Source organism: Streptomyces sp. NPDC029041 (assembly GCF_040637515.1).
Taxonomy (GTDB): domain Bacteria; phylum Actinomycetota; class Actinomycetes; order Streptomycetales; family Streptomycetaceae; genus Streptomyces.
Genome location: NZ_JBEZWO010000004.1, coordinates 546,977 through 571,167, shown reverse-complemented (window position 1 = coordinate 571,167; position 24,191 = coordinate 546,977). Strand labels below are relative to the sequence as shown.

At 71.3% G+C, this 24,191-nt stretch carries 24 protein-coding genes; 13 read left to right on the top strand and 11 right to left on the bottom strand.

All coding sequences use genetic code 11. The annotated features are described in order from the left end of the window. Positions 1–592: 592 nt before the first annotated feature. The 8 genes from AB0F04_RS12980 (at position 593) to AB0F04_RS12945 (ending at position 9,580) form a co-directional block, all read left to right on the top strand. The gene (locus tag AB0F04_RS12980) at positions 593–1,636 is read left to right on the top strand and encodes a BMP family ABC transporter substrate-binding protein (RefSeq protein WP_362040688.1); all 1,044 of its coding nucleotides are present in this window, start codon (positions 593–595) and stop codon (positions 1,634–1,636) included. 281 nt (positions 1,637–1,917) lie between these two features. Beyond that, positions 1,918–2,967: a BMP family ABC transporter substrate-binding protein gene (locus AB0F04_RS12975; protein ID WP_362040686.1), complete on the top strand. Its 1,050-nt coding sequence runs from the start codon at positions 1,918–1,920 to the stop codon at positions 2,965–2,967. A gap of 210 nt (positions 2,968–3,177) precedes the next feature. Next, entirely contained in the window at positions 3,178–4,749 is a 1,572-nt protein-coding gene (locus tag AB0F04_RS12970; RefSeq protein WP_362040684.1) for an ABC transporter ATP-binding protein, read from the top strand. After that, positions 4,749–5,867 (top strand): ABC transporter permease, encoded by a 1,119-nt coding sequence (locus AB0F04_RS12965; protein ID WP_362040681.1) that lies wholly within the window; start codon positions 4,749–4,751, stop codon positions 5,865–5,867. Before AB0F04_RS12970 ends, AB0F04_RS12965 begins: the two co-directional genes overlap by 1 nt. Next, positions 5,864–7,129, top strand: a complete 1,266-nt coding sequence (locus AB0F04_RS12960) for an ABC transporter permease (protein ID WP_362040680.1) — start codon at positions 5,864–5,866, stop codon at positions 7,127–7,129. The genes AB0F04_RS12965 and AB0F04_RS12960 overlap by 4 nt, the downstream gene beginning before the upstream one ends. Continuing rightward, a complete protein-coding gene (locus AB0F04_RS12955; RefSeq protein WP_362040678.1) occupies positions 7,126–7,530 on the top strand; it encodes a cytidine deaminase in 405 nt (134 codons plus the stop codon). Before AB0F04_RS12960 ends, AB0F04_RS12955 begins: the two co-directional genes overlap by 4 nt. An 85-nt stretch (positions 7,531–7,615) precedes the next feature. Further along, on the top strand, positions 7,616–8,899 hold the full coding sequence (locus tag AB0F04_RS12950; protein ID WP_362040677.1) for a thymidine phosphorylase: 1,284 nt from the start codon (positions 7,616–7,618) through the stop codon (positions 8,897–8,899). A 96-nt stretch (positions 8,900–8,995) separates the two neighbouring features. Beyond that, entirely contained in the window at positions 8,996–9,580 is a 585-nt protein-coding gene (locus tag AB0F04_RS12945) for a Uma2 family endonuclease (RefSeq protein ID WP_362040674.1), read from the top strand. 1 nt (position 9,581) lies between these two features. Here AB0F04_RS12945 and AB0F04_RS12940 read toward each other — a convergent pair whose 3' ends face one another. Further along, on the bottom strand, positions 9,582–10,502 hold the full coding sequence (locus AB0F04_RS12940) for an AEC family transporter (protein WP_362040672.1): 921 nt from the start codon (positions 10,500–10,502) through the stop codon (positions 9,582–9,584). A gap of 155 nt (positions 10,503–10,657) precedes the next feature. Here AB0F04_RS12940 and AB0F04_RS12935 point away from each other — a divergent pair, with 155 nt between their 5' ends. Then, a complete protein-coding gene (locus tag AB0F04_RS12935; RefSeq protein ID WP_362040669.1) occupies positions 10,658–11,044 on the top strand; it encodes an STAS domain-containing protein in 387 nt (128 codons plus the stop codon). Here the strand turns inward: AB0F04_RS12935 and AB0F04_RS12930 are convergent. The 3 genes from AB0F04_RS12930 to AB0F04_RS12920 form a co-directional block, all read right to left on the bottom strand. Beyond that, the gene (locus AB0F04_RS12930; protein WP_362040668.1) at positions 10,928–11,944 is read right to left on the bottom strand and encodes a sigma-70 family RNA polymerase sigma factor; all 1,017 of its coding nucleotides are present in this window, start codon (positions 11,942–11,944) and stop codon (positions 10,928–10,930) included. The genes AB0F04_RS12935 and AB0F04_RS12930 overlap by 117 nt on opposite strands. Before the next feature lie 151 nt (positions 11,945–12,095). Further along, positions 12,096–13,256, bottom strand: a complete 1,161-nt coding sequence (gene dnaN, locus AB0F04_RS12925) for a DNA polymerase III subunit beta (RefSeq protein WP_362040665.1) — start codon at positions 13,254–13,256, stop codon at positions 12,096–12,098. A gap of 95 nt (positions 13,257–13,351) precedes the next feature. Next, positions 13,352–14,626: an MFS transporter gene (locus AB0F04_RS12920; RefSeq protein WP_362040662.1), complete on the bottom strand. Its 1,275-nt coding sequence runs from the start codon at positions 14,624–14,626 to the stop codon at positions 13,352–13,354. Between the two features lie 63 nt (positions 14,627–14,689). On the opposite strand from AB0F04_RS12920, the gene AB0F04_RS12915 reads away from it, so the two are divergent. After that, positions 14,690–15,652, top strand: a complete 963-nt coding sequence (locus tag AB0F04_RS12915; protein WP_362040660.1) for a LysR family transcriptional regulator — start codon at positions 14,690–14,692, stop codon at positions 15,650–15,652. A gap of 86 nt (positions 15,653–15,738) precedes the next feature. Here AB0F04_RS12915 and AB0F04_RS12910 read toward each other — a convergent pair whose 3' ends face one another. After that, positions 15,739–16,494, bottom strand: a complete 756-nt coding sequence (locus tag AB0F04_RS12910) for an alpha/beta hydrolase (protein WP_362040658.1) — start codon at positions 16,492–16,494, stop codon at positions 15,739–15,741. Between the two features lie 123 nt (positions 16,495–16,617). On the opposite strand from AB0F04_RS12910, the gene AB0F04_RS12905 reads away from it, so the two are divergent. Together AB0F04_RS12905 and AB0F04_RS12900 are read left to right on the top strand one after the other, a co-directional pair. After that, positions 16,618–17,769 carry an adenosine deaminase gene (locus AB0F04_RS12905; RefSeq protein ID WP_362040657.1) on the top strand — a complete coding sequence of 384 codons (1,152 nt, stop codon included), beginning with the start codon at positions 16,618–16,620 and terminating at the stop codon, positions 17,767–17,769. Positions 17,770–17,914: 145 nt separating this feature from the next. Beyond that, entirely contained in the window at positions 17,915–18,256 is a 342-nt protein-coding gene (locus tag AB0F04_RS12900) for an ATP-binding protein (protein ID WP_362040655.1), read from the top strand. Between the two features lie 80 nt (positions 18,257–18,336). Here the strand turns inward: AB0F04_RS12900 and AB0F04_RS12895 are convergent, their stop codons facing one another. The 5 genes from AB0F04_RS12895 to afsQ1 form a co-directional block, all read right to left on the bottom strand. After that, a complete protein-coding gene (locus AB0F04_RS12895; RefSeq protein WP_362040654.1) occupies positions 18,337–18,558 on the bottom strand; it encodes a PspC domain-containing protein in 222 nt (73 codons plus the stop codon). 62 nt (positions 18,559–18,620) lie between these two features. Next, positions 18,621–19,205: a VanZ family protein gene (locus AB0F04_RS12890; RefSeq protein ID WP_362040651.1), complete on the bottom strand. Its 585-nt coding sequence runs from the start codon at positions 19,203–19,205 to the stop codon at positions 18,621–18,623. An 85-nt stretch (positions 19,206–19,290) separates the two neighbouring features. Beyond that, complete coding sequence (locus AB0F04_RS12885) at positions 19,291–19,911, bottom strand: hypothetical protein (protein WP_362040649.1); 621 nt, start codon at positions 19,909–19,911, stop codon at positions 19,291–19,293. Further along, complete coding sequence (locus AB0F04_RS12880; protein WP_362040648.1) at positions 19,908–21,512, bottom strand: HAMP domain-containing sensor histidine kinase; 1,605 nt, start codon at positions 21,510–21,512, stop codon at positions 19,908–19,910. The genes AB0F04_RS12885 and AB0F04_RS12880 overlap by 4 nt, the downstream gene beginning before the upstream one ends. After that, on the bottom strand, positions 21,509–22,186 hold the full coding sequence (gene afsQ1, locus AB0F04_RS12875) for a two-component system response regulator AfsQ1 (protein WP_362040646.1): 678 nt from the start codon (positions 22,184–22,186) through the stop codon (positions 21,509–21,511). The genes AB0F04_RS12880 and afsQ1 overlap by 4 nt, the downstream gene beginning before the upstream one ends. Before the next feature lie 239 nt (positions 22,187–22,425). Between afsQ1 and AB0F04_RS12870 the strand changes: the two genes are divergently transcribed. Beyond that, a complete protein-coding gene (locus AB0F04_RS12870; RefSeq protein ID WP_362040644.1) occupies positions 22,426–23,220 on the top strand; it encodes a SigE family RNA polymerase sigma factor in 795 nt (264 codons plus the stop codon). A gap of 232 nt (positions 23,221–23,452) precedes the next feature. On the opposite strand, the gene AB0F04_RS12865 is transcribed toward AB0F04_RS12870, so the two are convergent. Next, positions 23,453–24,157: a uridine kinase gene (locus AB0F04_RS12865; RefSeq protein ID WP_362040643.1), complete on the bottom strand. Its 705-nt coding sequence runs from the start codon at positions 24,155–24,157 to the stop codon at positions 23,453–23,455. Positions 24,158–24,191: the final 34 nt, after the last annotated feature.

Below are 24,191 nucleotides of genomic sequence, written 5' to 3'. Positions count from 1 at the left end.
CACGACGGCGCTGCACGGTATCTCAGGCAGGGGCGCGGGGAACTGCGCAGAAAGCCACGACGCCGCCGCACGGCCACTCAGGGGCGCGGGGAACTGCGCGAAAGTCCACGATGCCGTCGCACGGTCACTCAGGGGCGCGGGGAACTGCGCAAAAACCACGACGGCGCTGCACGGAATCTCAGGGGCGCGGGGAACTGCGCAACAAGCCACGACGCCGCCGCACGGTCACTCAGGGGCGCGGGGAACTGCGCGAAAACCACGACGCCGCCCCACGGGCCCGACGACCTCGACCCCCACGGCCCCGGCCCGGCCCACGCCCGGGCAGCCACACCCCCGGGCCCGACGGCCGACCCTCCGGTTGCGAGCGGCGCAGCCGCACGGCAGCCTGGTGCGCGTCACGAGGTAGGCACGCGCCGTGTTCCCGACTACACCTTTCGACCCCGTTCGATCCCGTGGTTCACAAGGGCGTAACCGGCCATCGGCACGAATGGATAACGGCCCCGCGGCGAACCGTTCCCAGGAGTGTCTACGCGCGTTAATGTGCGCCGAACCGAGCACCCACTGCGGGGCTTTGGAGAATGGGGAACTTCAGATGCGTCGGATTTCCAAACTGACCCGTGTCGCGGTGGGGGTCGCGTCGCTCGGGCTCGTCGCCACGGCCTGCGGCGGAACCAGCAGTGACAGCGGCGACAGCGACAGCAGCGACCGCGGCGTCGCCATCGCGTACGACGTCGGCGGCAAGGGCGACCAGTCCTTCAACGACGCCGCCTACGCCGGCCTGACGAAGGCCAAGGACGAGTTCGGCTACAAGACGGCCGACATCGAGCCCACCGAGGGCGAGACGAACGCCGACAAGGAGCAGCGTCTGGCGTCGCTGGCCAAGCAGGGCTACAACCCGGTCATCGGTGTCGGCTTCGCCTACGGCCCGGCGATGAAGGCCGTGGCCGCCAAGTACCCGAAGACGACCTTCGGCATCGTGGACTCCGTCGTCCCGGGCAAGAACGTCGCCTCCCTCGTCTTCGCCGAGGAGCAGGCCTCGTACCTCGCCGGTGTCGCCGCCGCCAAGGCCACGAAGAGCGACGTCGTCGGCTTCGTGGGCGGTGTGGACATCCCGCTGATCCACAAGTTCGAGGCCGGCTACAAGCAAGGTGTCGAGGACACCAAGCCCGGGGTGAAGGTCCTGTCGCAGTACCTCACCCAGACGGCCGAGGAGGGCGGCTTCTCCAGCCCCGACAAGGGCAAGGCCGCCGCCGAGGGCCAGATCGAGAAGAAGGCCGACGTGCTCTACGCGGCCGCCGGTCTGTCCGGCCAGGGTGTCATCGAGGCCGCCGCCAAGGCGAAGGCCTGGGCGATCGGCGTCGACTCCGACCAGTACAAGCAGGCCGCTCTCGCGCCGTACAAGAACTACATCCTCACCTCCGCGCTCAAGGACGTCGGCGGCGCGGTCTACGCCCTGTCCAAGTCGGTCCAGGACGACAAGCCGCTGTCCGGCACCCGGACCTTCGACCTGAAGGTCAACGGCGTGGGCCTGTCGGAGTCCAACCCGGCGTACGCGAAGGTCGCGGGGCTCCAGGACGCGGTGAACAAGGCCAAGCAGGAGATCATCGACGGCAAGATCAAGGTCAACACCGAGTGATCCGGCCGGTCTGACCAGCCGGAGCGGGCGGGCACCCCCTGGGTGCCCGCCCGCTTCGCGTTCCCCGGCCGCCCCGGAAACGGATCACCCAGCGCCACGCCCCGTTTGCGGTCGGCAACGCCCCGGCCAAGCCCGGGTGATGGCTTGGCCACGGGCGCATAACAAGGTGGACAGAAGGGGTTTTCAGGCAGGTCTACGCGCGTTAATCTGCGGCGAAGCCAGCGCTGAAGCTGAACCGTCCGGCGCTGTGCACCTCGGTTGTACGACAGGAGCACCCACACATGCGCCGGATTTCCCGGATCACGGTCGCAGGCGCAGCGACCGCCTCCCTGGCCCTCGCGCTCTCCGCCTGCGGCGGCACCTCGACCTCTGCCGGGTCGTCGGACTCGAAGGGCGACAAGGGCCTCGCCATCGCCTACGACGTCGGCGGCAAGGGCGACCAGTCCTTCAACGACGCCGCTTACGCGGGTCTGGAGCAGGCGAAGAAGGAGTTCGGGTACCAGACGGCCGACGTGGAGCCCACCGAGGGCGAGACGAACGCCGACAAGGAGCAGCGCCTGGTCTCCCTGGCCAAGCAGGGCTACAACCCGGTCATCGGTGTCGGCTACGCGTACGCCGCCGCCGTGAAGGGTGCCGCGGAGAAGTTCCCGAAGACCACCTTCGGCATCGTCGACGACGCCACGATCAACACCAAGAACGTGGCCGACCTGGTCTTCAACGAGGAGCAGGCCTCCTACCTGGCCGGCGTCGCCGCCGCCAAGACCAGCAAGACCAAGGTCGTCGGCTTCGTCGGCGGCGTGGACATCCCGCTGATCCACAAGTTCCAGGCGGGCTTCGCGCAGGGCGTCAAGGACACCGACCCCAAGGTCAAGGTGCTCTCGCAGTACCTGACGCAGACCGCCGAGGAGGGCGGTTTCGCCAGCCCCGACAAGGGCAAGACGGCTGCCGAGGGCCAGATCGAGAAGAAGGCCGACGTCGTCTACGCGGCCGCCGGTCTGTCCGGTCAGGGTGTCATCGAGGCCGCCGCCGCCAAGAAGGTGTGGGCCATCGGCGTCGACTCCGACCAGTACCAGCAGGAAGCCCTTGCCAAGTACAAGGACTCCATCCTGACGTCGGCGATGAAGGACGTCGCCAAGGCGGTGTACAACCTGGCGAAGTCGGTCGAGGACGGCAAGCCCGAGACCGGTATCGTTCGTGGCGATCTGAAGTCCGGCGAGGTGAGCCTGTCGAACTCCAACCCGAAGTTCGCGGACGACGCCGAGCTCCAGGCAGCCATCAAGACGGCCAAGGAGAAGATCATCAGCGGCGAGATCAAGGTCAAGAGCAGCTGACGAGCGACTGCCTCGAAGCAGGCGGTAACCCCCGGGGTTACGTCCGCTCGACGGGGTACGGGGAGCTGCTCCTCGTGCCCCGTTGCCGCGGGGCGTCGGCCCCTTTGTATGCCGTAGGGGCGCTACGCGCGTAGACGGCCCCCGTCCCCAGGAGAGTGCGCCATCAACGCGTCCAGCAGCCCTCCGGCCGGAGCGGCGGTCAACGAATCGGTGACCGCCGTCGAACTCGCCGGGATCACCAAGCGTTTCCCCGGAGTCGTGGCCAACCACGACATCCACCTCACCGTCCGCAAGGGCACCGTGCACGCCCTGGTCGGCGAGAACGGCGCCGGCAAGTCCACGCTGATGAAGATCCTCTACGGCATGCAGAAGCCGGACGAGGGCACCATCGCCGTGGGCGGCGAGCAGGTCGCCTTCTCGTCGCCGGCCGACGCCATCGTCCGCGGCATCGGCATGGTCCACCAGCACTTCATGCTCGCCGACAACCTCACGGTCCTCGAGAACGTGGTGCTCGGCAGCGAGAAGCTCTACGGCATCGGCGCCAAGGCCCGCCGCAAGATCAAGGAGCTCTCCGAGCGCTACGGCCTCGGCGTCGAGCCCGACCTCCTCGTCGAGGAGCTCGGTGTCGCCGCCCGCCAGCGCGTGGAGATCCTCAAGGTCCTCTACCGCGGCGCCACCACCCTCATCCTCGACGAGCCGACCGCCGTGCTCGTGCCGCAGGAAGTGGACGCGCTCTTCGCCAACCTGCGGGAACTGCGCTCCGAGGGCCTGTCGGTCATCTTCATCTCCCACAAGCTCGGCGAGGTGCTCTCCGTCGCCGACGAGATCACCGTCATCCGCCGCGGCACCACCGTCGGCACCGCCGTCCCCTCCGAGACGACGCCCCGTCAGCTCGCCGAGATGATGGTCGGCAGCGAGCTGCCCACGCCCGAGACGGCCGAGTCCACGGTCACCGACCGCCCGGTCATCAGCGTCGACAAGCTCCGCCTCGCGGCTCCCGGCGGCAAGGCCCTCCTGGACGACATCAGCTTCACCATCCACGCGGGCGAGATTCTCGGCATCGCCGGTGTCGAGGGCAACGGCCAGACCGAACTCGTCGACGCCCTCATCGGGCTCCGCGCCGCCGACACCGGCACCATCCGGCTCGCCGACGAGGAGATCACCGCCTGGCCCACCCGCAGGCGCCGCGAGCAGGGCATCGGCTACATCCCCGAGGACCGGCACCGCCACGGTCTGCTGCTGGAGGCACCCCTCTGGGAGAACCGCATCCTCGGCCACGTCACCGAGAAGCCCCTCGCCAAGGGCGTCTGGCTGGACCCGAAGGCGGCCCAGGAGGACACCCGCCGGATCGTGACGGAGTACGACGTCCGCACCCCCGGCATCGACGTCACCGCGGCCTCCCTGTCGGGCGGCAACCAGCAGAAGCTGATCGTCGGCCGCGAGATGAGCCACAAGCCGCGCTTCCTCATCGCCGCGCACCCCACCCGGGGCGTGGACGTCGGCGCCCAGGCCGCCATCTGGGACCACATCCGCGAGGCGCGCCGCGAGGGCCTGGCCGTGCTGCTGATCTCCGCCGACCTGGACGAGCTGATCGGGCTGTCCGACACGTTGCGCGTGATCTACAACGGCAAGCTGGTCGCGGACGCCGACCCGGCGACCATCACCCCCGAGGAGCTCGGCTCGGCCATGACCGGTGCCGCCACCGGCCACCTCGAGCACGACGACACCCCCGAGACCTCGAAGGCCGACGCCCCCGAGTCTCCGGAAGACGAGGCCCGCTGATGAAGAAGTTCGACAAGGAGCGCCTGCTCCTCGCGGTGGCCGGTCCGGTCATCGCGCTGGCCGTGGCCTTCGTCCTGAGCGCGATCGTGCTGCTCGCCTCGGGCAAGAGCCCCTTCGAGCCGTTCGCCCTGATGTTCGAGCAGCTGGGCTTCTCCGACATCCAGGTCCTGATCATCAACCAGGCCTCGATGTACTACATCGCGGCCCTCGCGGTGGCCATCGGCTTCCGCATGAACCTGTTCAACATCGGCGTCGACGGCCAGTACCAGCTCGGCGCCATGATGGCCGCCATCGTCGGTGCCCATGTGGCCCTGCCGGCCGCACTGCAGGTCCCGCTGCTGCTCCTGACCGCCGTCCTCACCGGCGCCTTCTGGTCCGGCATCGCCGGTGTCCTCAAGGTCACCCGTGGCGTCAGCGAGGTGGTCGCCACGATCATGCTCAACGCGATCGCCACCTCCGTGATCGCCTACATGTGGCTGCCGAACGTCTTCGGCGTCAAGGCCGGCAACAACAACACCACCGGCGAGATGTCCGAGTCCGGCTGGATCCCCGGTATCAGCCTGGGCGACGCCGGTGAGATCTACGGCCTGGTGCTGCTCGCCGTCCTGCTCGGCATCGGCTACTGGGTCGTCCTCAACCGCACCCGCTTCGGCTTCGACCTGCGCGCCTCCGGCGCCTCGTCGACCGCCGCCGCGGCCAGTGGCGTCGACCCCAAGCGCATGGTGCTGACCGCCATGCTGATCTCCGGCGGCATCGCGGGCCTGGCCGGCCTGCCGATCCTGCTCGGCGACAGCCACACCTACGACCTCAACTTCCCCACCGGCATCGGTTTCCTCGGCATCGGCATCGCCCTGCTCGGCCGCAACAGCCCGGTCGGCATCGCCTTCGCCGCCCTGCTGTGGGCCTGGCTCGACAAGGCCTCGCCCGAGCTGGACTTCCACGGCTACGACAAGGAGATCGCGGTCATCATGCAGGGCCTGATCGTCCTCTCGGTCGTCGTCTCCTACGAGGCCGTCCGCGAATGGGGTCTGCGCCGCCAGCAGCGTCGCGTCGGCGCCGAACTCGCCGCCGGACACGTCCTCGGCGCTCAGAACACGAAGGAGGTGGCTGGCCGATGACCACCGCGACCGACGTCAACCAGCCCACGCTGCAGCCCGCGGCGCCGACCGGCCGCCGCCTGTCGTGGCCCGTCCTGCTGCTGATCATCGCCGGCGGACTGGCGCTCACCTCGATCGTCCGCCTCATCACCGGCGCCGACGGCATCACCAACGTCAGCCAGATGTCCACCGCCCTGCAGCTCGCCGTGCCGATCGGCCTCGCCGGTCTCGGCGGTCTGTGGGCCGAGCGCGCGGGCGTGGTCAACATCGGCCTCGAGGGCATGATGATCCTCGGCACCTGGTTCGGCGCCTGGGCCGGCTTCCAGTGGGGCCCGTGGACCGGTGTCCTGGTCGGCATCCTCGGCGGCGCGATCGGCGGTCTGCTGCACGCCTTCGTGACCGTCACCTTCAACGTCAACCACATCGTCTCCGGTGTGGCCATCAACATCCTCGCCCTCGGCGCCACCCGCTACCTCGCGCCCCTCGCCTTCGAGGGCCACACGGGCGGCTCCGCCAAGCAGTCCCCGGCGGTGGAATCCCTCGGCAACTTCACGGTGCCCGGCCTGTCCGACGGCCTCAGGGAGCTCAACGACAAGGGCTGGTTCCTGATCTCGGACATCTCCGGCCTGCTCGGCGGCCTGGTCACCAACGTGTCCTGGCTGACCCTCATCGCCATCGCGCTGATCCCCGGCACCTGGTGGGTCCTGTGGCGCACCGCGTTCGGCCTGCGGCTGCGCTCCTGCGGCGAGAACCCGGTCGCCGCCGAGTCCCTCGGCGTCAACGTCTACAAGTACAAGTACATCGCGGTCGTCATCTCCGGTGGTCTGGCCGGCCTCGGCGGTGCCTTCCTGTCGCTCGTCGCCAACCCCTTCTACCTGGAGGGCCAGGTCAGCGGGCGCGGCTTCATCGGCCTCGCGGCGATGATCTTCGGCAACTGGATGCCGGGCGGTCTCGCCCTCGGCGCGGGCCTGTTCGGCTACACCGACAGCCTCAACCTGCGCGGCGGCTCGGCCAACGTGCACGCCCTGCTGCTGCTCGGCGCGCTGCTGCTGATCATCGGGGCGATCTTCCTGGTGGTCCGCAAGAAGTACGTCCCGTCGATGATCACCGCGGTCGTCGCCGCCCTGGTGTTCGCCTGGTACGCGACCACCGACGAGGTCCCGAACCAGGTCGTCTCCGCCACGCCGTACGTCATCACCCTGGTGGTCCTCGCCATGTCCGCGCAGCGGCTGCGCATGCCGAAGGCGGACGGGCTGCCGTACCGGAAGGGACAGGGCAAGTGACCGGCACCGGCCCGGACGTCGACTGGGAGAAGCTGCGTGCGGTGGCCCGGGACGCCATGTCCCGGGCGTACGCCCCGTACTCCGGCTATCCGGTCGGCGTGGCGGCCCTGGTCGACGACGGCCGGATCGTCTCCGGCTGCAACGTCGAGAACGCCTCGTACGGACTCGGCCTGTGCGCCGAGTGCGGCCTGGTGTCCGAGCTGCACAACACCGGCGGCGGCCGGCTGACGCATTTCACCTGCGTCGACCGCGACGGCGACACGCTCGTCCCGTGCGGCCGTTGCCGCCAGCTGCTCCACGAGTTCGGCGGCCCGGACCTCCTCCTGGAGACCCCGGCGGGGATCCTGCCGCTCTCGGAGATGCTGCCCCAGGCCTTCGGCCCGGAGCACCTCAGCAAGTAATTTCCGTGCGGCCCCTCTGAGTTGCTCACGCGACCGGCTCAGAGGGGCCGTACGGCTTCTGGAAACCTCGGAAGGAAGCCAAGCCATGGCCATGGACGTCATCTCCGTCATCCGCACCAAGCGGGACCGCGGTGAGCTCAGCGACGCGCAGATCGACTGGGTCATCGACGCGTACACCCGCGGGGAGGTCGCCGACGAGCAGATGTCCGCTCTCGCCATGGCGATCCTGCTGAACGGCATGAACCGCCGCGAGATCGCCCGCTGGACGGCCGCGATGATCGCCTCCGGCGAGCGCATGGACTTCTCGTCCCTGTCCCGCCCGACCGCCGACAAGCACTCCACCGGCGGCGTCGGCGACAAGATCACGCTGCCGCTGGCCCCCCTGGTCGCCGCCTGCGGCGCGGCCGTCCCGCAGCTGTCGGGCCGCGGCCTCGGCCACACCGGCGGCACCCTCGACAAGCTGGAGTCCATCCCCGGCTGGCGTGCGCTGCTGTCCAACGAGGAGATGCTGAACGTCCTCGACACCACCGGCGCGGTGATCTGCGCCGCCGGTGACGGCCTCGCCCCCGCCGACAAGAAGCTCTACGCGCTGCGGGACGTCACCGGCACGGTCGAGGCGATCCCGCTGATCGCGTCCTCGATCATGTCCAAGAAGATCGCCGAGGGCACGGGCTCGCTGGTCCTGGACGTCAAGGTCGGCACCGGCGCCTTCATGCGGACGCTCGATGACGCCCGCGAACTGGCCTCCACGATGGTCGGCCTCGGCACCGACCACGGCGTGAAGACGGTCGCGCTGCTGACGGACATGTCCACCCCGCTGGGGCTGACGGCCGGCAACGCGCTGGAGGTCCGCGAGTCGGTCGAGGTCCTTGCGGGCGGCGGCCCCTCGGACGTCGTCGAGCTGACGATCGCCCTCGCCCGCGAGATGCTCGACGCGGCCGGCATCAAGGACGCCGACCCGGCGAAGGCCCTGGCCGACGGCTCGGCGATGGACGTCTGGCGCCGCATGATCGCGGCGCAGGGCGGCGACCCGGACGCGGCCCTGCCGGTCGCCCGCGAGCAGCACGTGATCAAGGCCCCGTCCTCCGGCGTCCTGAGCCGCCTCGACGCCTACGACATCGGCGTCGCCGCCTGGCGCCTCGGCGCGGGCCGGGCCCGCAAGGAGGACCCGGTGCAGGCGGGCGCGGGCGTCGAACTGCACGCCAAGCCCGGCGACCGGGTGACCGAGGGCCAGCCCCTCCTGACCCTCCACACCGACACCCCCGAACGCTTCGAGTACGCCCTGACGTCGATCGAGGGCTCCTACGACATCGCGGCCGAGGGCACGGACGTCACGGCGTCGCCGGTGGTGCTGGAACGTATCGCCTGAGCTGGGGTTTCCCCTTACGGGTGAACGGGATCGGTGGACCGCCGCCGGTCCCGTTCGGCATGCTGGGATCGGTGACGCACCGATGGGAGACCCGCCATGAGCGCACTCACCGTGAGCCAGGACCCCGAGCAGAGCTGGGACGACCTCGTCCGGTTCTGGGAGGAGATGGATTGGCCCGAGGGCAGCAAGGTGGAGATCATCGAGGGGATCATCACCGTGTCACCTGCTCCCGCTTACCGCCACAATGTGATCGCGGCCCGCATCCAGCGTCGCCTCTACTCCGTGATCCCCGAGAACTGGGAGATTTTCCAGACACTGGCGATCGCCGTGCCGTCACGTCTCGGCATGCTCATCCCAGATCTCGTGGTGGCCCCCGTGCGGGAGGACGCAGACACGGACACCCACATCCCGGCCGCCCTCGCCGAACTCGTAGTCGAGGTCACGTCCAAGTCCAACGCTCGCCACGACCGGGTCAGCAAGCCGGCCGCCTATGCCACTGCCGGTATTCCGCTCTACCTCCTCGTGGACCGCTGGGCTGCCGACGGCCCCACCGTGACGCTCTACGGCGAGCCCAAGGGCGATGTCTACCGCCCCCTGGGCACCGCGAAGTTCGGCGAGTCGATCAAGCTGCCGGCTCCCTTCGACCTTGTCATCGACACCGGCGAGTTCCCGGAGAACTGAGTCACCCCAGCACCGCCGCCACCACCACCAGAACCGGCACGGCAAGCACCGTCGACAGCAGGATCGCCTCCCTCGCCAGCACCTCGCCCACCCGGTAGCTGCTCGCGTAGGTGAACAGGTTCTGGGCGGCCGGCAGGGCCGACGTCACCACCACGTCGAGCAGAGACGCCCCGCGCAGGCCGAAGAGGCCCGCTGCGAAGGTCCAGGCTGCCAGAGGCTGGACCACGGATTTCAGGGACACGGCGAGGAGCACCGGGGCCCGCTCCGCGCCCCGCAGCGGAAGCGTGCTGCCGCGCAGGGAGATGCCGAAGGCCAGCAGGACCGCCGGGACCGACATGTTGCCGATCAGGGTGAGGGGGTCCAGCAGAGGTCCGGGCACCCTGAGGCCCGACGCCGAGACCGCCACCCCGGCCAGGGAACCCAGGGCGATCGGATTGCGCAGCGGCGTGAGCAGCCGCTGCCACAGCGGCCGCTTCTCCCCACCGCTCGCCAGGTCCAGGACCGTCAGCGCCACCGGCGTCACCCCGACGAGCTGGAACAGCAGCACCGGCGCGACCAGCGACGCGTCGCCCAGCACGTACACGGCGATCGGGATGCCCAGGTTCCCGGAGTTGACGTAACTGGAGCACAGCGCGCCGATCGTCGTCCGCCCCACGCCCCAGCCCCGCGCCGCACCGACCGTCACGAAGACACCCGCGGCCGCAGCCGTGCTCATCGCCGTGACCAGCAGCCGGTCGGAGAAGATCACCGACAGGTCGGCCTGCGCGAGGGTCGTGAAGAGCAGCGCCGGGGACGCCACGTGGAAGGCGAGCTTGGTGAGGACCTCGCGGCCGCCGCCGCCCAGATACCCCCGGCGGCCGATCAGATAGCCGACGCCGATGACGACGGCGATGACCGCGAACCCGCTCAGCACCCCCCGCACGGCACCTCCCCACCGGCGAGGAAGGCATCGGGCAGCGCGGCGGGGGCAGATGGTTGGGGCATACAGCCAACCCTCCGGGGAAGGCGCTGCCCCGGTCAATGTGATCTTCCCGGCGCCGATCGCCGCACGGCGGCCCGGCAGGACGGACAGCCGCGATGAGTTACAGCCGCCCGCCCGGTCTACCGATCGTGGACGCCATGACACCGCCCGTGCTCGTACTGCCCGGCCCTGTTACCCGGGACGAGGTGAGAGGGCTCAGCGAGGATGTGCGGGCACTGCTGCACCGCAGCGGTGCCCGGGTCGTGGTGTGCGATGTCGGAGGCCTGGGGCCGCCGGGCCTCACCGCCGTCGACGTCCTGGCGAGGCTCCAGCTGGCCGCCCGTCGCGCCGGGGGCCGGATCCGGCTGCGCGACCCCGACCCGGCCCTAAGCGCCCTGCTCGACCTGGTCGGTCTCCGCTTCGAGGTGGAGGGGGAGGTCGAAGAGCGGGAACCAGCGCTGGGTGTCGAGGAAGCAGTGGAACCCGGTGATCCGGCCGTCTGAGATCTCCAGCACCTGGACCGCCCACGGCACGAAGCCGCCCTTCTCGGGGTCCGGCTTGTACTGCGCGAACCCCGGCAGGCCGTTGACCTGGACGGGCACCAGCCGGGAGCCCGCGCAGGGAGCGCCCAGGGTGGTCATGAAGCCGGTGATGTCCCGCGTGCCGGTCAGCCACAGGTCGAACGGCGGCATCGTCATGACCGCGTCCTCGTGCAGCAGGGCCGTCAGGGCCGTCATGTCGTAGCCCTCGAAGGCCGCCACATAGCGGTCCAGCAGCTTCTTCTGGTCCTCGTCCAGCGGGTCGGAGACGGCCGCGTCGGCGCCCGGCTCCTGCCGGTCGGCCAGCGTGGCGCGGGCCCGCTGGAGGGCGCTGTTCACCGACGCCACCGAGGTGTCCAGCAATTCGGCGACCTCGCTGGCCTTCCAGGCCAGGACCTCGCGCAGGATCAGCACGGCCCGCTGCTTGGCCGGGAGCTGCTGCAGGGCGGCCATGAAGGCGAGCCGCACGGACTCCTTGGCGACCGCCGCCTCCGCCGGGTCACCGGTCGTGGGCAGCACGCGGGCGTCCGGCATGGGCTCCAGCCAGGTGTTGTCCGGGCGGGGGGAGAGGGCGGCCTGGGCGAGCGGGGTGGAATCGGTCAGGTCCATGGGCCGGGCCCGCTTGTTGCCCGCGGTCAGCATGTCCAGGCACACGTTGGTCGCGATCCGGTAGAGCCAGGAGCGCAGGCTGGAGCGGCCCTCGAACTTGTCGTAGCTGCGCCAGGCGCGGACCATCGTGTCCTGCACCGCGTCCTCGGCCTCGAAGGACGAGCCGAGCATCCGGTAGCAGTACCCCGTCAGCTCCGTCCGGTGTGCCTCCAGCCTGGTGTCCAGGTCCGTCGGTGCCGCCGTGCCGTTCGCCATCTCCACCCACCCCTGTGGACGTTCTGTTCACGCGCCGTTGCGCCCCAGCACTTCGGAAGCTACCGCAGCCCACTGACAACGGCCCCCCGAGTGCACGAAAGCGCAGGTGGAAGCGGGTGATCGAGACCGGCCGCCACGGGCCGTCCGGTCTTCACAGGAGCTCCTTGACCGACATGAGCAGATGCCGGTGGTGCGCCCCGGCCCCCGCCCCCGTGCCCGTCTCCCCGTCGTCCGGGGCGTCCGGCACGGCGTGCAGCAGCGCCCGCTGCCCCGCGCCCAGCAGCTCCAGCCGGATCCGCGGGCTCTCGAAGGACGTCAGCGCGTCCAGCAGGTAGGCCGGGTTGAACGCCACCGGCACCTCGTCGGCGCCGCTCAGCGTGGCGGGCAGCCGCTGGGCCGCCACGTCGTCCCCGAAGCCCGCGCGCAGCCGTACGGAGCCGTCGCCCGAGAAGTCCAGCCGCACCGGACTGTTCGCCTCCGCCACCACGGCGACCCGGCGCACCGCCTCCGCGAGCCCCTCGCGCTCCACCTCGGCGACCGCGGCCCCCGTCATGTCGAACAGCGACGCGTATCCGGGCAGCCGCCCGTCCAGCAGGCGCAGCGCGGTCCGGGTCCGCCCGCCCTCGAAGCCGACCAGCCCGCCGCCCCCGCCCGGCTCCCACCCGATCCGCACGTCCCCGCACCGTCCCAGCGACCGCGCCAGGTCCAGCAGCCGCCGCGCCGGCAGCAGGGCCCGCACGGCCCCGTCGGCGCCAAAGGCCTCCGGCTTCCACTCCAGCCGGCGCACCGCGTACCGGTAGCGGTCCGAGGCGGCCAGGGTCATGTCCCCGCCGTCGAGGGACAGCTGGACGCCCGTCAGCAGCGGCAGGGTGTCGTCGCGTCCGGCGGCGACCGCGACCTGGGCGACGGCGGTCGCGAACGCGGCCGCGTCCACGGTGCCGTAGGGCGCGGGCGGCGCAGGCGGGGACGGGTACTCGGCGAGCGGCAGCGTCGACAGCCCGAAGCGGGTGCCGTCCGCCTCCACCGTGAACCGCGAGGCCTCCAGCGCGCAGCTCACCGGCCCGTCCGGCAGCACCCGGCAGACGTCCAGCAGCCGCCGCCCCGGGACGAGCACCCGCCCGGGCCCGGCTGTCTCCGCGTCGGCCTCGACCCGGACCGCCGCCTCGAAGTCGAACCCCGTCACGGCCAGCCGCCCCGCGTCCGCCTCCAGCAGCAGCCCGCCCAGCACCGGCACCGGTGTCCGCCCGGGCAGCGCGCGTGCCGCCCGGCCCACGGCGTCGGCGAACTGCGTACGGTCGATCCGGAACTCCATGAGAAATCCCCCTGCTCGGTCCGGTGGTCAGCCGACGCGGACGGTATCCGCACCCACTGACAACCGGCCCCGGGCAGGGGGATCGGCGGCGGTGCTCAGGCAGCCGCGGCCAGGTGGCGGCGCCGCAGCCGGGCCGCCCGGGTTCCGAAGACGGTGATCGTCACGACGCCCAGGACCGCCAGCAGCCCGACCCCGACCGTCCCGGCCCAGCCGCCCGCGTGGAAGGCGATCGCGCCGACCGTGCTGCCCGCGCTGGAGCCGATGTAGTACGCGGACTGGTACAGCGCCGAGGCCTGGGCGCGGCCGTGCGTGGCCGTCTTGCTGACCGCCGAGGAGGCCACCGCGTGGCCCGCGAAGAAGCCCGCCGTGATCAGGACCAGGCCCAGCAGGACCAGCGGGAGGGTGCCCGCCAGGGACAGCAGCAGGCCCGCCGTGGTCGTACCGCCCGCCGCGTACAGGGCGCCCCGGCGGCCCAGCCGGCCGACCAGCCGGCCCGCGGTCGACGCCGACGCCGTGCCCACCAGGTACACCAGGAAGATGGAGCCGATGATGCCCTGCGGCAGGGAGAACGGGGCCTCGGTCAGCCGGTAGCCGATGACCGTGTACACGCCGCCGAACACCGTCATGAACAGCGCGCCGATCGCGTACAGCCGGCACAGCAGAGGGTTGGAGAGGTGGTCGCGGACGGTCCGGGCCAGGACGCCCGGTCGCAGCGAGCCGGCCCGGAAGTGCCGCGGGGCGGGCAGCAGCAGCCGGAAGGCCACCGCGCACGCCACCGCGATCACACCGATGACCCCGACGGCGGCCCGCCAGCCCCACTCCTGCGCGACCCAGCCGGTGATGACGCGGCCGCTCATCCCGCCGACGCTGTTGCCGGCGACGAACAGGCCGATCGCGGTGACCAGAGCCTTGGGGGTGACCTCCTCCGCGAGGTACGCGGTCGCCGACGCCGGCAGTCCGGCCAGGGCGGCGCCCTGCAGGGCCCGCAGCGCGATCAGCACGCCGAGGGAGGGGGCGAAGGGCACCAGCAGCCCGAGCGTGACGGCCACGGCCAGCGACGCGGTCATGACCGCCCGGCGTCCGAAGCGCTCCGACAGGGCGCTCATCGGCAGGACGAACAGCGCCAGTCCGCCCGTCGCGGCGGCCACCGTCCAGCTCGCGTCGCTCGCCGCCACCCCGAACTCGCCGGAGATCAGCGGGAGCAGTGCCTGGGTGGAGTACAGCAGCGCGAAGGTCGCGACACCCGCGAGGAAGAGGGCGAAACTCATCCGGCGGTAGCCGGGGCCGCCCGGGGAGACGCGTGAGTCGACGGCAGGGACAGAGGCATCGGCGCCCACGACGGTGGACGCCCCGGTACTGGCGGGAGACATGCCTCGAACCTACGGACGCCCCCACTCATCCGTCCAATGCATGGAACGTTCATAATCGTTCCCATGGTGCATCAACAGAGCTCACAGGGTCGCCTGCCACCGAGTAGTGACACAGAAGACATGGCGGAGATGTCGAAGCTGCTGGCTCCGCGCCTCGCGTACTTCGCGGGCGTCGCCCGCACCGAGCACGTCACCCGCGCCGCCCAGGAGATGAACGTCCCCCAGTCGACCCTCTCCCGCTCCATGGCCCGCCTGGAGCAGGACCTGGGTGTCGACCTGTTCGCCCGGCACGGCCGCACGGTCTCCCTCACCCCGGCCGGCCGCACCTTCCTCGCCTCCGTGGAGCGCGCCCTGGCCGAGATCGAGCGCGCCGCCGAGGAGGTGCGCGCCGACGCCGACCCGACCACCGGCAAGGTCGCCTTCGGCTTCCTGCACACCATGGGCGCCGAGACCGTCCCGGGCCTCCTGCACGCCTTCCGCGCCGACCACCCGCGCGTCCGCTTCAGCCTCGTCCAGAACTACGGCGAGGCCATGCTGGAGCGCCTGCGCGCCGGCGAGCTCGACCTGTGCCTGACGTCCCCGGTGCCGGACGCCCCCGACCTGGTGGCCCGCCGCCTGGACGAGCAGAAGCTGCGCCTGGTCGTCCCCGCCGACCACTCCCTCGCCGGGCGCCGCCGTATCCGCCTCGCCGAGGCGTCCGACGAAATGTTCGTCACCCTGGAACCCGGCTACGGCCTGCGGCGCATCACCGACGACCTCTGCAAGGAGGCCGGCTTCAAGCCCCGCATCGCGTTCGAGGGCGAGGAGGCGGAAACGCTGAGGGGCCTGGTGGCGGCGGGCCTCGGGGTGGCCCTCCTGCCGCCGCCGGCCGTGCCCCGCCCGGGCGTGGTGGAACTGACGGTGACGGCCCCCAGGGCGGTCCGCGAAATCGGCGTGGCCTGGCTGGAAGGCCACCCGGACACACCCCCGGTGGCAGCCTTCAAGAGGTTCCTGCTCTCGAGAAGGGGCAGCTTGCTGCCCACCTGAACGGCAGCGGACCTCAGGGGCGCGGGGAACTGCGCGACAAGCCACGCACAACCTGCACCCCGAAGACACGCTCAACCCCTACGGCGCTATCGTCTCCGCCCAAAGCCGGAGGCCAACGGCATCCGCAACCCCAACGGCGGCGGCGCCGCGAACGCGTCCCGCACGGGCCGCGACACCGCCCGCCCGAACAACGCCCCCAGCACGAAATCCTCGGCCAGAGCCAGCACTTCGTCCCGGTACTGGTGCAACCCGTGCCCGTCCGCGTGCACTTCGAACCGGCACACGTCCCGGTTCGCCTTCTTCGCCCGTGCCGCCAGCCGGAACGACAGCTCCGGATCCGTCCGCCCGTCGTTCGTGCCGTGCACGATCAGCACCTGGCGCCCGACCAGCTGCTTCACCGGTTCGGGTGGCGCGGTGACGTCCTCCTCCGGCAGCCAGGGGGCGAGTGCCAGCACGGAGTTGACGGCTTCGTGGCCCCCCGCCCGCAGCCCGGCCCGGCCGCCCATGCCGAGACCGACGAGGCAGACCGGGACGTCCCCGTACCGCCGGACGACCTCGTCGGCCGCCCAGGTCGCGTCCCGTGCGAGATTGGCCTCGCCGCCGTTCCAGCCGCGGCAGCGGTAGTGCACGAAGTGCGCGGCGAGACCCTCGTCCCGGCCCGCGCGGGCCAGGCGGCGCCCGACGGCACGCACCGACGCGGCCGCCAGCAGGGGCGAGGGTCTGCGGCCGGAGACCTCGTCGCCGCCGGGGAGCAGCAGCACCGCGCCGCTCACCGCCGTCGGCTGCGGACCGAGTGCCCTGCCCAGCCGGGCCCTGCGAACCGGCGTCGCTTGGAGTGCCATGACAGAACAGTGTCAGAAGCGCGGGTGTACTCGACCCGTCCTCGGGGTCACCGTTACGTATCGACGAAAACGCCAAGCGTCCGGAAAGGCGCCGTCTACGCGCGTAGGCGTTACAGTGCGGAAATGACGAGCCAGACCATTGCGAACACCCCGACACCGGACCAGATCCGCCGGGCGCCCAAGGTTCTGCTGCACGACCACCTCGACGGCGGTCTGCGCCCCGGCACGATCGTCGAACTCGCCCGCACCTGCGGCTACTCCCAGCTTCCCGACAGCGACCCCGAGAAACTCGGCGTCTGGTTCCGCGAGGCCGCCGACTCCGGTTCCCTGGAACGGTACTTGGAGACGTTCTCGCACACCGTCGGCGTCATGCAGACCCGTGACGCCCTGGTCCGGGTCGCCGCCGAGTGCGCCGAGGACCTGGCCGCCGACGGCGTCGTCTACGCCGAGGTGCGCTACGCCCCCGAGCAGCACCTGGAGGGCGGCCTGACGCTGGAAGAGGTCGTCGAGGCCGTCAACGAGGGCTTCCGGGAGGGGGAGCGGCGCGCCCGGGAGAGCGGTCTGCGCATCCGCGTGGGCGCGCTGCTCACCGCCATGCGGCACGCGGCCCGCGCCCTGGAGATCGCCGAACTCGCCAACCGCTACCGCGATCTGGGAGTCGTCGGCTTCGACATCGCAGGTGCCGAGGCCGGCTACCCGCCCACCCGGCACCTCGACGCCTTCGAATACCTCAAGCGCGAGAACAACCACTTCACCATCCACGCCGGTGAGGCCTTCGGGCTGCCCTCCATCTGGCAGGCCCTGCAGTGGTGCGGCGCCGACCGGCTCGGTCACGGCGTGCGGATCATCGACGACATCCAGGTCCACGAGGACGGCCGGGTCGAACTCGGGCGGCTCGCCTCCTACGTCCGGGACAAGCGCATCCCGCTGGAGCTGTGCCCGAGCTCCAACCTCCAGACCGGGGCCGCGTCCTCGTACGCCGAGCACCCCATCGGTCTGCTGCGCAGGCTGCACTTCCGGGCCACGGTCAACACGGACAACCGCCTGATGTCCCACACCAGCATGAGCCGGGAATTCGAGCACCTTGTCGAGGCGTTCGGTTACACGCTCGACGACATGCAATGGTTCTCCGTCAATGCGATGAAATCATCTTTCATTCCTTTCGATGAACGACTCGCCATGATCAATGACGTGATCAAGCCCGGATATGCCGAGCTGAAATCCGAATGGCTGTTCCGGCAGACCGCTTCCACCAGCGGTTCCGGCGCCTCGTAGAGCTGATCGAGGGGTAATCGGCGCACAGCGAATGCGGGCGGTGTTCACCAACCGTCCGCATTTCGATGTTTGCGGCGGACGGGGCCGCCTGAATACGGTCGCCGAACCGCTCACACCCGACATCCCGTTACGAGGACGCATTCACATGAAGCAGTCTGCTGCCAAGACCCTCGGTGTCGCCGCTCTCGGTGCCGCCTTCGCCGCCGCCGGTGCGGGCGCCGCCAACGCCGCCCCGGCCCTCCCGGACACCGCCCAGACGCTGGAGACCGTCACCGCGGCGGCCCCGGCCGAGCAGCTCTCCCGGACGCTTCCGGCGGGCGCGGGTGAGGCGCTGGGACAGGGGCAGACCCTGGCCGGCACCGGTCTCGCCGCCGCGCAGCCGGTCGCCGGGCAGCTGCTCGCCCAGGGCCCGACCGGCCCGGCCGCCAAGCTGCTCGGCGGGCTCCCGACGAAGGGCCTGCCGGTGAACGGCCTGCCGGCCGTCTGACCCTCCCGTCGAGGCGGACCCACACGCCGATGGGGCGCACCCGCGCGGGTGCGCCCCATCGGCGTTCTCACCTACCGGCGTCACCAGGCCGTCCGGGCCTTGCCGTGCGTCCTGTCCTCCGCGGGCAGCAGGATCCACAGCGCGATGTACAGCAGGAACTGCGGGCCGGGCAGCAGGCACGAGACCAGGAAGATCACCCGCATCGTCGTCGCGGAGGTGCCGAAGCGCCGTGCCAGTGCGGCGCACACTCCGCCGATCATGCGGCCGTGGGTGGGGTGGGCGAGGCGGGCGAGGCGGGACATGTGCGACTCCTTCGCGTCGGTGCGTGAGGCCTCTCGTCCGAGTACCCCATCTGCACTCCACGCTACGGAGACGAAGGGGGCAAAGCGTCGCTCCACGGGGCGATCCCGACCCTGGGAATCGTCGGGGTCCGACCCTGAGCCGGCTCCTCCGCGGGGAGGGGCGTGCGCAGCGGCCGGGCGGCGGCGCGGCGGCGCAGCCAGGAGCGGCCCGCCGGGACCAGCGCGAGGTGCGCGAGGGCCACGCCCACGGCGTTCAGGAACAGCGAGTCGACGTCGACGACCTGACCGGGCACGCCGGTCTGCAGCAGTTCGATGCCCCAGGAGAGCAGCGCCCCGGCCGCGACGGTGCGCAGCAGGGACGCCAGCGGCGAAACGTCCAGTCTGCCGCCCGCCAGCGGCAGGAGGACACCCAGCGGGGCGAGCAGGGCCAGCCCCTCCCCGATCCGGCGGGCCGCCTCGGGCCAGCCCAGGGCCAGATCGGCCCGGATACCGGCGAACGGCCGGAGATTGGCGGGCATCACCCAGGGAACGTCCAGCGGTCGCAGCGTGAGCCAGGCGACGAACGCCAGGTGTGCGACGAGGAGGACACCTCCTGTCACACGGATACGGAACGCGGCGCTGCCGCCGATGGAGCCTTGACGCTGCACGACCCCCAAGACGCCGCCTCCGGCACCTTCGGTTCCGGGAGGGGCCCCGTCGGCCCTGTGAGGCATACGCCACAGCCCCGGCGGATCACTCCGCGGCCGCGTCCTTCGACGGCGGTTCCGTGCTGCCCGGCCGGGCCCGCACCTCGTCGGTGCACTCGTAGCGGCGCGGGCTCTCGGCCCCGGGACCGCCCAGGACCACCGAGCCGTCGCCCTCGGCCGCGGCCGAGTCGGAGAAGGTGCACACGATCTGCGCCAGGGCGTACGAGGTGAGGCCGGCCGGTGCCGTGCTCAGCCGCAGCGTGTCCTCCGGGTCGCCCGGGCGCGGCCGGCCGGCCGTGATGCCGCCGCGGACGTCCGTGCTGTAGCCGGCTTCCTTCTCGGCGGTCGACGGCGGGGTGGCGAGCTGGTCCAGCAGGCCCTGCGCGACGAGCATGCGCCGCTCGGAGTCGGCCGCGCCCTCCGGGACCCGCACCGTCCGGTCGACGGTCACCAGCGAGGACCCGCACAGCAGGAACACCTGCACCGGCAGCCCCTGGGCCGCCTGGGTGGAGACGTCCGACTCGGAGAGGGAGCACTGCACCCGCGAGGGCGCGGGGCCGAAGTTCGTCGGCACTTCCGTGGCCCGGATCCCGCAGCCGGCCAGCAGCACGGCCAGCGCCGGAACGGCGAGCAGCCGGGAGGCGGCCGTCAGACGCGTGGTCGTCATGCGTTCCCCCTCGAGTCCTCGCCCTGCGGCCGGTCGGCGCCGCTCTCCTGCCCCGGCTCGTCCCCGGCCGGCTGCTCCTCCTCGGGGGAGGTGCCGCGCGGCAGCCGCAGGGTGAACACCGCACCCGAGTCGGGCGAGTTGGCCGCGGTGATCTCACCGCCGTGGATGTGGGCGTTCTCCAGCGCGATGGACAGCCCGAGGCCACTGCCCTCGGAGCGCGGCCGGGAGGCGCTGGCCTTGTAGAACCGGTCGAAGACGTGCGGCAGGACGTCCTCCGGAATGCCGGGCCCGTGGTCCTGCACCTCGATGACGATCGAATCGTCCGCCTCCCGCACGGACACCCGCACCGGGGAGCCGCCGTGCTTGAGCGCGTTGCCGATGAGGTTGGCCAGGATGACGTCCAGGCGGCGCGGATCCAGCCGGGCGTGCAGACCGCGCTCGGCGTCCAGCTCGACCGCGTCCAGCCAGGCCCGGGCGTCGATGCAGGCGGTGATCTGGTCGGCGATGTCCACGTCGTCCAGGACCAGCCGGGCGGTGCCCGCGTCGAAGCGGGTGACCTCCATCAGGTTCTCCACCAGGTCGTTCAGCCGCCGCGTCTCGCTGACCACCAGCCGCACGGCCGGCTCGATCATCGGATCCATGCTGCCGGTCTCCGCCTCCAGCTCCTCCTCGAGCACCTCCGTCACGGCGGTGATCGCGGTGAGCGGCGTGCGCAGCTCATGGCTCATGTCCGCCACGAACCGCCGGGACGCCTCGTCGCGCGCGGCCATCTCGGCCACCCGCTTCTCCAGCGCCTCGGCCGCGTTGTTGAACGTCCGCGACAGATCGGCGAGTTCATCGGTCCCCGACACCCGCAGCCGGGTGTCCAGCTTGCCCTCGCCGAGCCGCCGCGCGGCCGTCCCGAGCCGCTGCACCGGCTTCAGCACGGTCGTCGCCGCGGCCTGCGCCAGCAGCGCCGAGCCGATCAGCGCCAGTCCCGTGGCGATACCCAGCGACCAGGCCAGCGAGTTGAGGTCCTTGGCCTCCGGCTCCAGCGACTTGAGCATGTAACCGGTCGGACCGCCGCCGATCACCCGCGTGCCGGCCACCAGATACGGGGTGTCGTGGTCGACTATCCGCTGCCAGTACAGGTGGTACGGGTGCTTGTCGGCACCGTCGACCTTCTGCGTCTTGTTCACCGCTGTGCGCAGCGACTTCGGCACGTCCTGCAGCGAGAAGCCGTTCAGCCCGCCGGAGCTGCCGTAGACCGTCCTGCCCGCGGCGTCGCGGCCGACCAGCAGCACGCTGAAGCGCTGGTCGCTGCCCGCCATCTGGCCCGCGGTGTGCTGCAGCTCGTCCTGCGTGGGACGCTCGGGCAGCGCGCCCGCCCGGTTCTGCATCTCCTGCTCGAAGTCGCGCAGCACGGCGTCCTGGGTGCGGGTGAGCACGGCCTCGCGGTTGAGCCAGTACGCGATGGCGGACGCGGACACGGCGGCCGTCAGCGCCACCAGTCCGAAGACGACGACCAGCCGCAGCCGCAGGCTGGTGAAGCGCAGCCCCGACAGAACTCCCTTGCGCGTCCCGGTCCAGCCCCGGGCCCCCCCTTGGTGCGCCTGTGTCACTGAGGCGCGTCCAGCCGGTAGCCGACACCCCGCACGGTACGGATCAGCGTCGGGGACGACGGCACGTCCTCGACCTTGGCACGCAGCCGCTGGACACACGCGTCCACGAGACGCGAGTCGCCCAGGTAGTCGTGCTCCCACACCAGCCGCAGCAGCTGCTGCCGGGACAGCGCCTGGCCGGGCCGCCGGCTCAGCTCCAGCAGCAACCGCAGCTCGGTCGGCGTGAGCTGGAGGTCCTCGCCGTTCTTCGTCACGGTCATCGCCGAGCGGTCGATGACGAGGCTGCCGAAGCTCGCCGCGTCGTTCGACTCCCGCTCGCCGCGCCGCAGCACGGCCCGGATCCGGGCGTCGAGCACCCGCCCCTGCACCGGTTTGACGACATAGTCGTCGGCGCCGGACTCCAGCCCGACCACCACGTCGATGTCGTCGCTGCGCGCGGTCAGCAGGATGATCGGCAACTGGTCCGTGCGCCGGATGCGCCGGCACACCTCGAACCCGTCGATGCCGGGCAGCATCACGTCCAGCACGATCAGATCCGGCCGCTGCTCGCGGAGCAGCATCAGACCGTCCTCACCGCTGGCAGCGGTCGCCACACGGTGGCCCTGGCGCGTCAGTGAGAGCTCCAGGGCCGTCCGGATGGCGTCGTCGTCCTCGATCAGCAACAGGGAAGGCACGCGCTCATTCTGGCGTATGGAGGGGCCGGGGTTCGACCGCTGGGGCCCAGTCGATGCGGGCCGGTACCGCCTACGCGTGTGCACGGCCCGTGGCCCGCCGGTGGCCGACCCCTGTGACAGGTCTGTGACAGTCGGCGGACACGGCCATGAAAGTGCCGCGGCAAGCTTTTCGGCACAGGCAAGGAAGCCCGCCCCGAAAGGCGGGCCGCACATCGGAAGTCCACGACGGGGGGCGCGAGATGAACACGCTGCACGGCATCAGCACCAGCGCAGTTGTCACGCGTCTGCACGACGTGCACCGGGGTTCCGAGAAGTCCGGTGCCGGTGGGGGCACCTCCCTGCTCGAGCGCAGCCGAGAGCTTGGGGGAATGCGGGGGTGCGCTCACGGCACCGGGCGTCAGCACATCGGGTTCATGACGGTGGTTGACGCGCACACGGGGGAGAACACGGGGACGGGGGAGGCTCACGGGGGAGCCGCGTACGGGGAGGGCTCGGGGGAGCGTCGCTCGATGGCGGAGGCGGAGTTCACCGCCTACGTCCAGGAGCGCCGCGCCTCCCTGTACGCAACCGCCTACCACCTGACCGGTGACCGCTTCGAGGCCGAGGACCTGCTGCAGAGCGCGCTGTTCTCGACCTACCGGGCGTGGGACCGGATCAGTGACAAGGCGGCGGTCGGCGGATACCTCCGCCGCACCATGACCAACCTGCACATCAGCGCCTGGCGGCGCCGCAAGCTCAACGAATACCCGACCGAGGAACTGCCGGAGACGCCCGGCGACACGGACGCGATGCGCGGCACCGAACTGCGCGCGGTCCTGTGGCAGGCGCTGGCCCGGCTGCCCGAACTCCAGCGCACCATGCTGGTCCTGCGCTACTACGAGGGCCGCACGGACCCGGAGATCGCGGAGATCCTCGACATCAGTGTCGGCACGGTGAAGTCCAGCATCTGGCGGTCGCTCCGCCGGCTGCGCGAGGACGAGGTCCTCAGCTTCGGCCGTGACGAGGAGGACGCCTTCGGCGAGCTCGTCGCCTGAAGGTCGGGGGGAGCACCACAAGGGGGCCCACGGGGGAACTGCACGGACGCTGGGGGGCGTCTTCGCAGGAGAGTGGGGACTCGGGGGAGCTCAACGGGGGAGAACGGAAGCGGGACTGGAGGGCCGGGGGGTCCGTCCAGTCCCGCTTTCCTTGTGCCTCGTCTTCCGTGTGCGTCTTCCGTGCGCTCTTCTTCGTGCCCCGGCTGTCCGGGGCACTCGTGCCGACCGCCGCCTAGGCCGCCGTACGGAGGTTCTCGGGCCGGCCTGCCGCAGCGGCCGCCAGCCGGCCCATCGCCTCGTCGCGGTCGCAGGCGTACGCGCCCAGCGCCGTTTGACGGGAGACGATCGTGCGCTCCTGGCGCATCAGCCGCCAGCCGCGGCGCAGCAGGAACGGCACCGACTTGCGGCCCTCCTTCAGGTCCCGCAGGAAGCGGCGGCGGAACGTCTTCACCGGGCCCCGGCTCAGGCACAGCGCGTCGGCGAGGACGCCGAGTTCACGGCAGCGCGCGACGATCTCCGCGGCGAACACGCCCTCCGCGATGAACAGCGGGGTCCGTCCGATGTCGACCGTCTCGTCGCCGGTGCGGGCGCTGAGCGAGAGGTCGTAGACGGGAACGTCCGTACGGCCCGTGCGGCACAGGTCGGTGATCGCGGCGACGGCCGTGTCCGCGTCCCAGGAGTCCGGGTGGTCCCAGTCGATGTCGGAGCTCCCCGCCACCAGGGGCAGTGTCGGGTCGTCGCCCTCCTTGTAGAAGTCGTCGAGCCGCAGCACCGGGAGGCCGGAGCGGGCCGCGAGAAGGGACTTGCCGGAGCCGGAAGGGCCGCAGAGCAGCACGACTCGCGTCGGTATGGGCAGAGGAGAACTCACGGGACACCAGTGTGAGGCATCGACCGGGGACCGTACGACCCCGCGGGTCGGCTTTGATGCGCGCGTCACATCTCAACTACCCTTCGTGTCGTTCCGATTACCC

Excerpts from the sequence above, each read along its gene's own strand:
- AB0F04_RS12905 (WP_362040657.1), top strand. The coding sequence starts at position 16,618 with ATGACGAGCCAGACCATTGCGAACACCCCGACACCGGACCAGATCCGC.
- AB0F04_RS12965 (WP_362040681.1), top strand. The coding sequence starts at position 4,749 with ATGAAGAAGTTCGACAAGGAGCGCCTGCTCCTCGCGGTGGCCGGTCCG.
- AB0F04_RS12935 (WP_362040669.1), top strand. The coding sequence starts at position 10,658 with ATGAGTTACAGCCGCCCGCCCGGTCTACCGATCGTGGACGCCATGACA.
- AB0F04_RS12920 (WP_362040662.1), bottom strand. The coding sequence starts at position 14,626 with ATGTCTCCCGCCAGTACCGGGGCGTCCACCGTCGTGGGCGCCGATGCC.
- AB0F04_RS12930 (WP_362040668.1), bottom strand. The coding sequence starts at position 11,944 with ATGGCGAACGGCACGGCGGCACCGACGGACCTGGACACCAGGCTGGAG.
- AB0F04_RS12870 (WP_362040644.1), top strand. The coding sequence starts at position 22,426 with ATGAACACGCTGCACGGCATCAGCACCAGCGCAGTTGTCACGCGTCTG.
- AB0F04_RS12945 (WP_362040674.1), top strand. The coding sequence starts at position 8,996 with ATGAGCGCACTCACCGTGAGCCAGGACCCCGAGCAGAGCTGGGACGAC.
- dnaN (WP_362040665.1), bottom strand. The coding sequence starts at position 13,256 with ATGGAGTTCCGGATCGACCGTACGCAGTTCGCCGACGCCGTGGGCCGG.
- AB0F04_RS12910 (WP_362040658.1), bottom strand. The coding sequence starts at position 16,494 with ATGGCACTCCAAGCGACGCCGGTTCGCAGGGCCCGGCTGGGCAGGGCA.
- AB0F04_RS12980 (WP_362040688.1), top strand. The coding sequence starts at position 593 with ATGCGTCGGATTTCCAAACTGACCCGTGTCGCGGTGGGGGTCGCGTCG.
- AB0F04_RS12975 (WP_362040686.1), top strand. The coding sequence starts at position 1,918 with ATGCGCCGGATTTCCCGGATCACGGTCGCAGGCGCAGCGACCGCCTCC.
- AB0F04_RS12960 (WP_362040680.1), top strand. The coding sequence starts at position 5,864 with ATGACCACCGCGACCGACGTCAACCAGCCCACGCTGCAGCCCGCGGCG.
- AB0F04_RS12895 (WP_362040654.1), bottom strand. The coding sequence starts at position 18,558 with ATGTCCCGCCTCGCCCGCCTCGCCCACCCCACCCACGGCCGCATGATC.
- AB0F04_RS12915 (WP_362040660.1), top strand. The coding sequence starts at position 14,690 with ATGGTGCATCAACAGAGCTCACAGGGTCGCCTGCCACCGAGTAGTGAC.
- AB0F04_RS12950 (WP_362040677.1), top strand. The coding sequence starts at position 7,616 with ATGGCCATGGACGTCATCTCCGTCATCCGCACCAAGCGGGACCGCGGT.
- AB0F04_RS12885 (WP_362040649.1), bottom strand. The coding sequence starts at position 19,911 with ATGACGACCACGCGTCTGACGGCCGCCTCCCGGCTGCTCGCCGTTCCG.
- AB0F04_RS12900 (WP_362040655.1), top strand. The coding sequence starts at position 17,915 with ATGAAGCAGTCTGCTGCCAAGACCCTCGGTGTCGCCGCTCTCGGTGCC.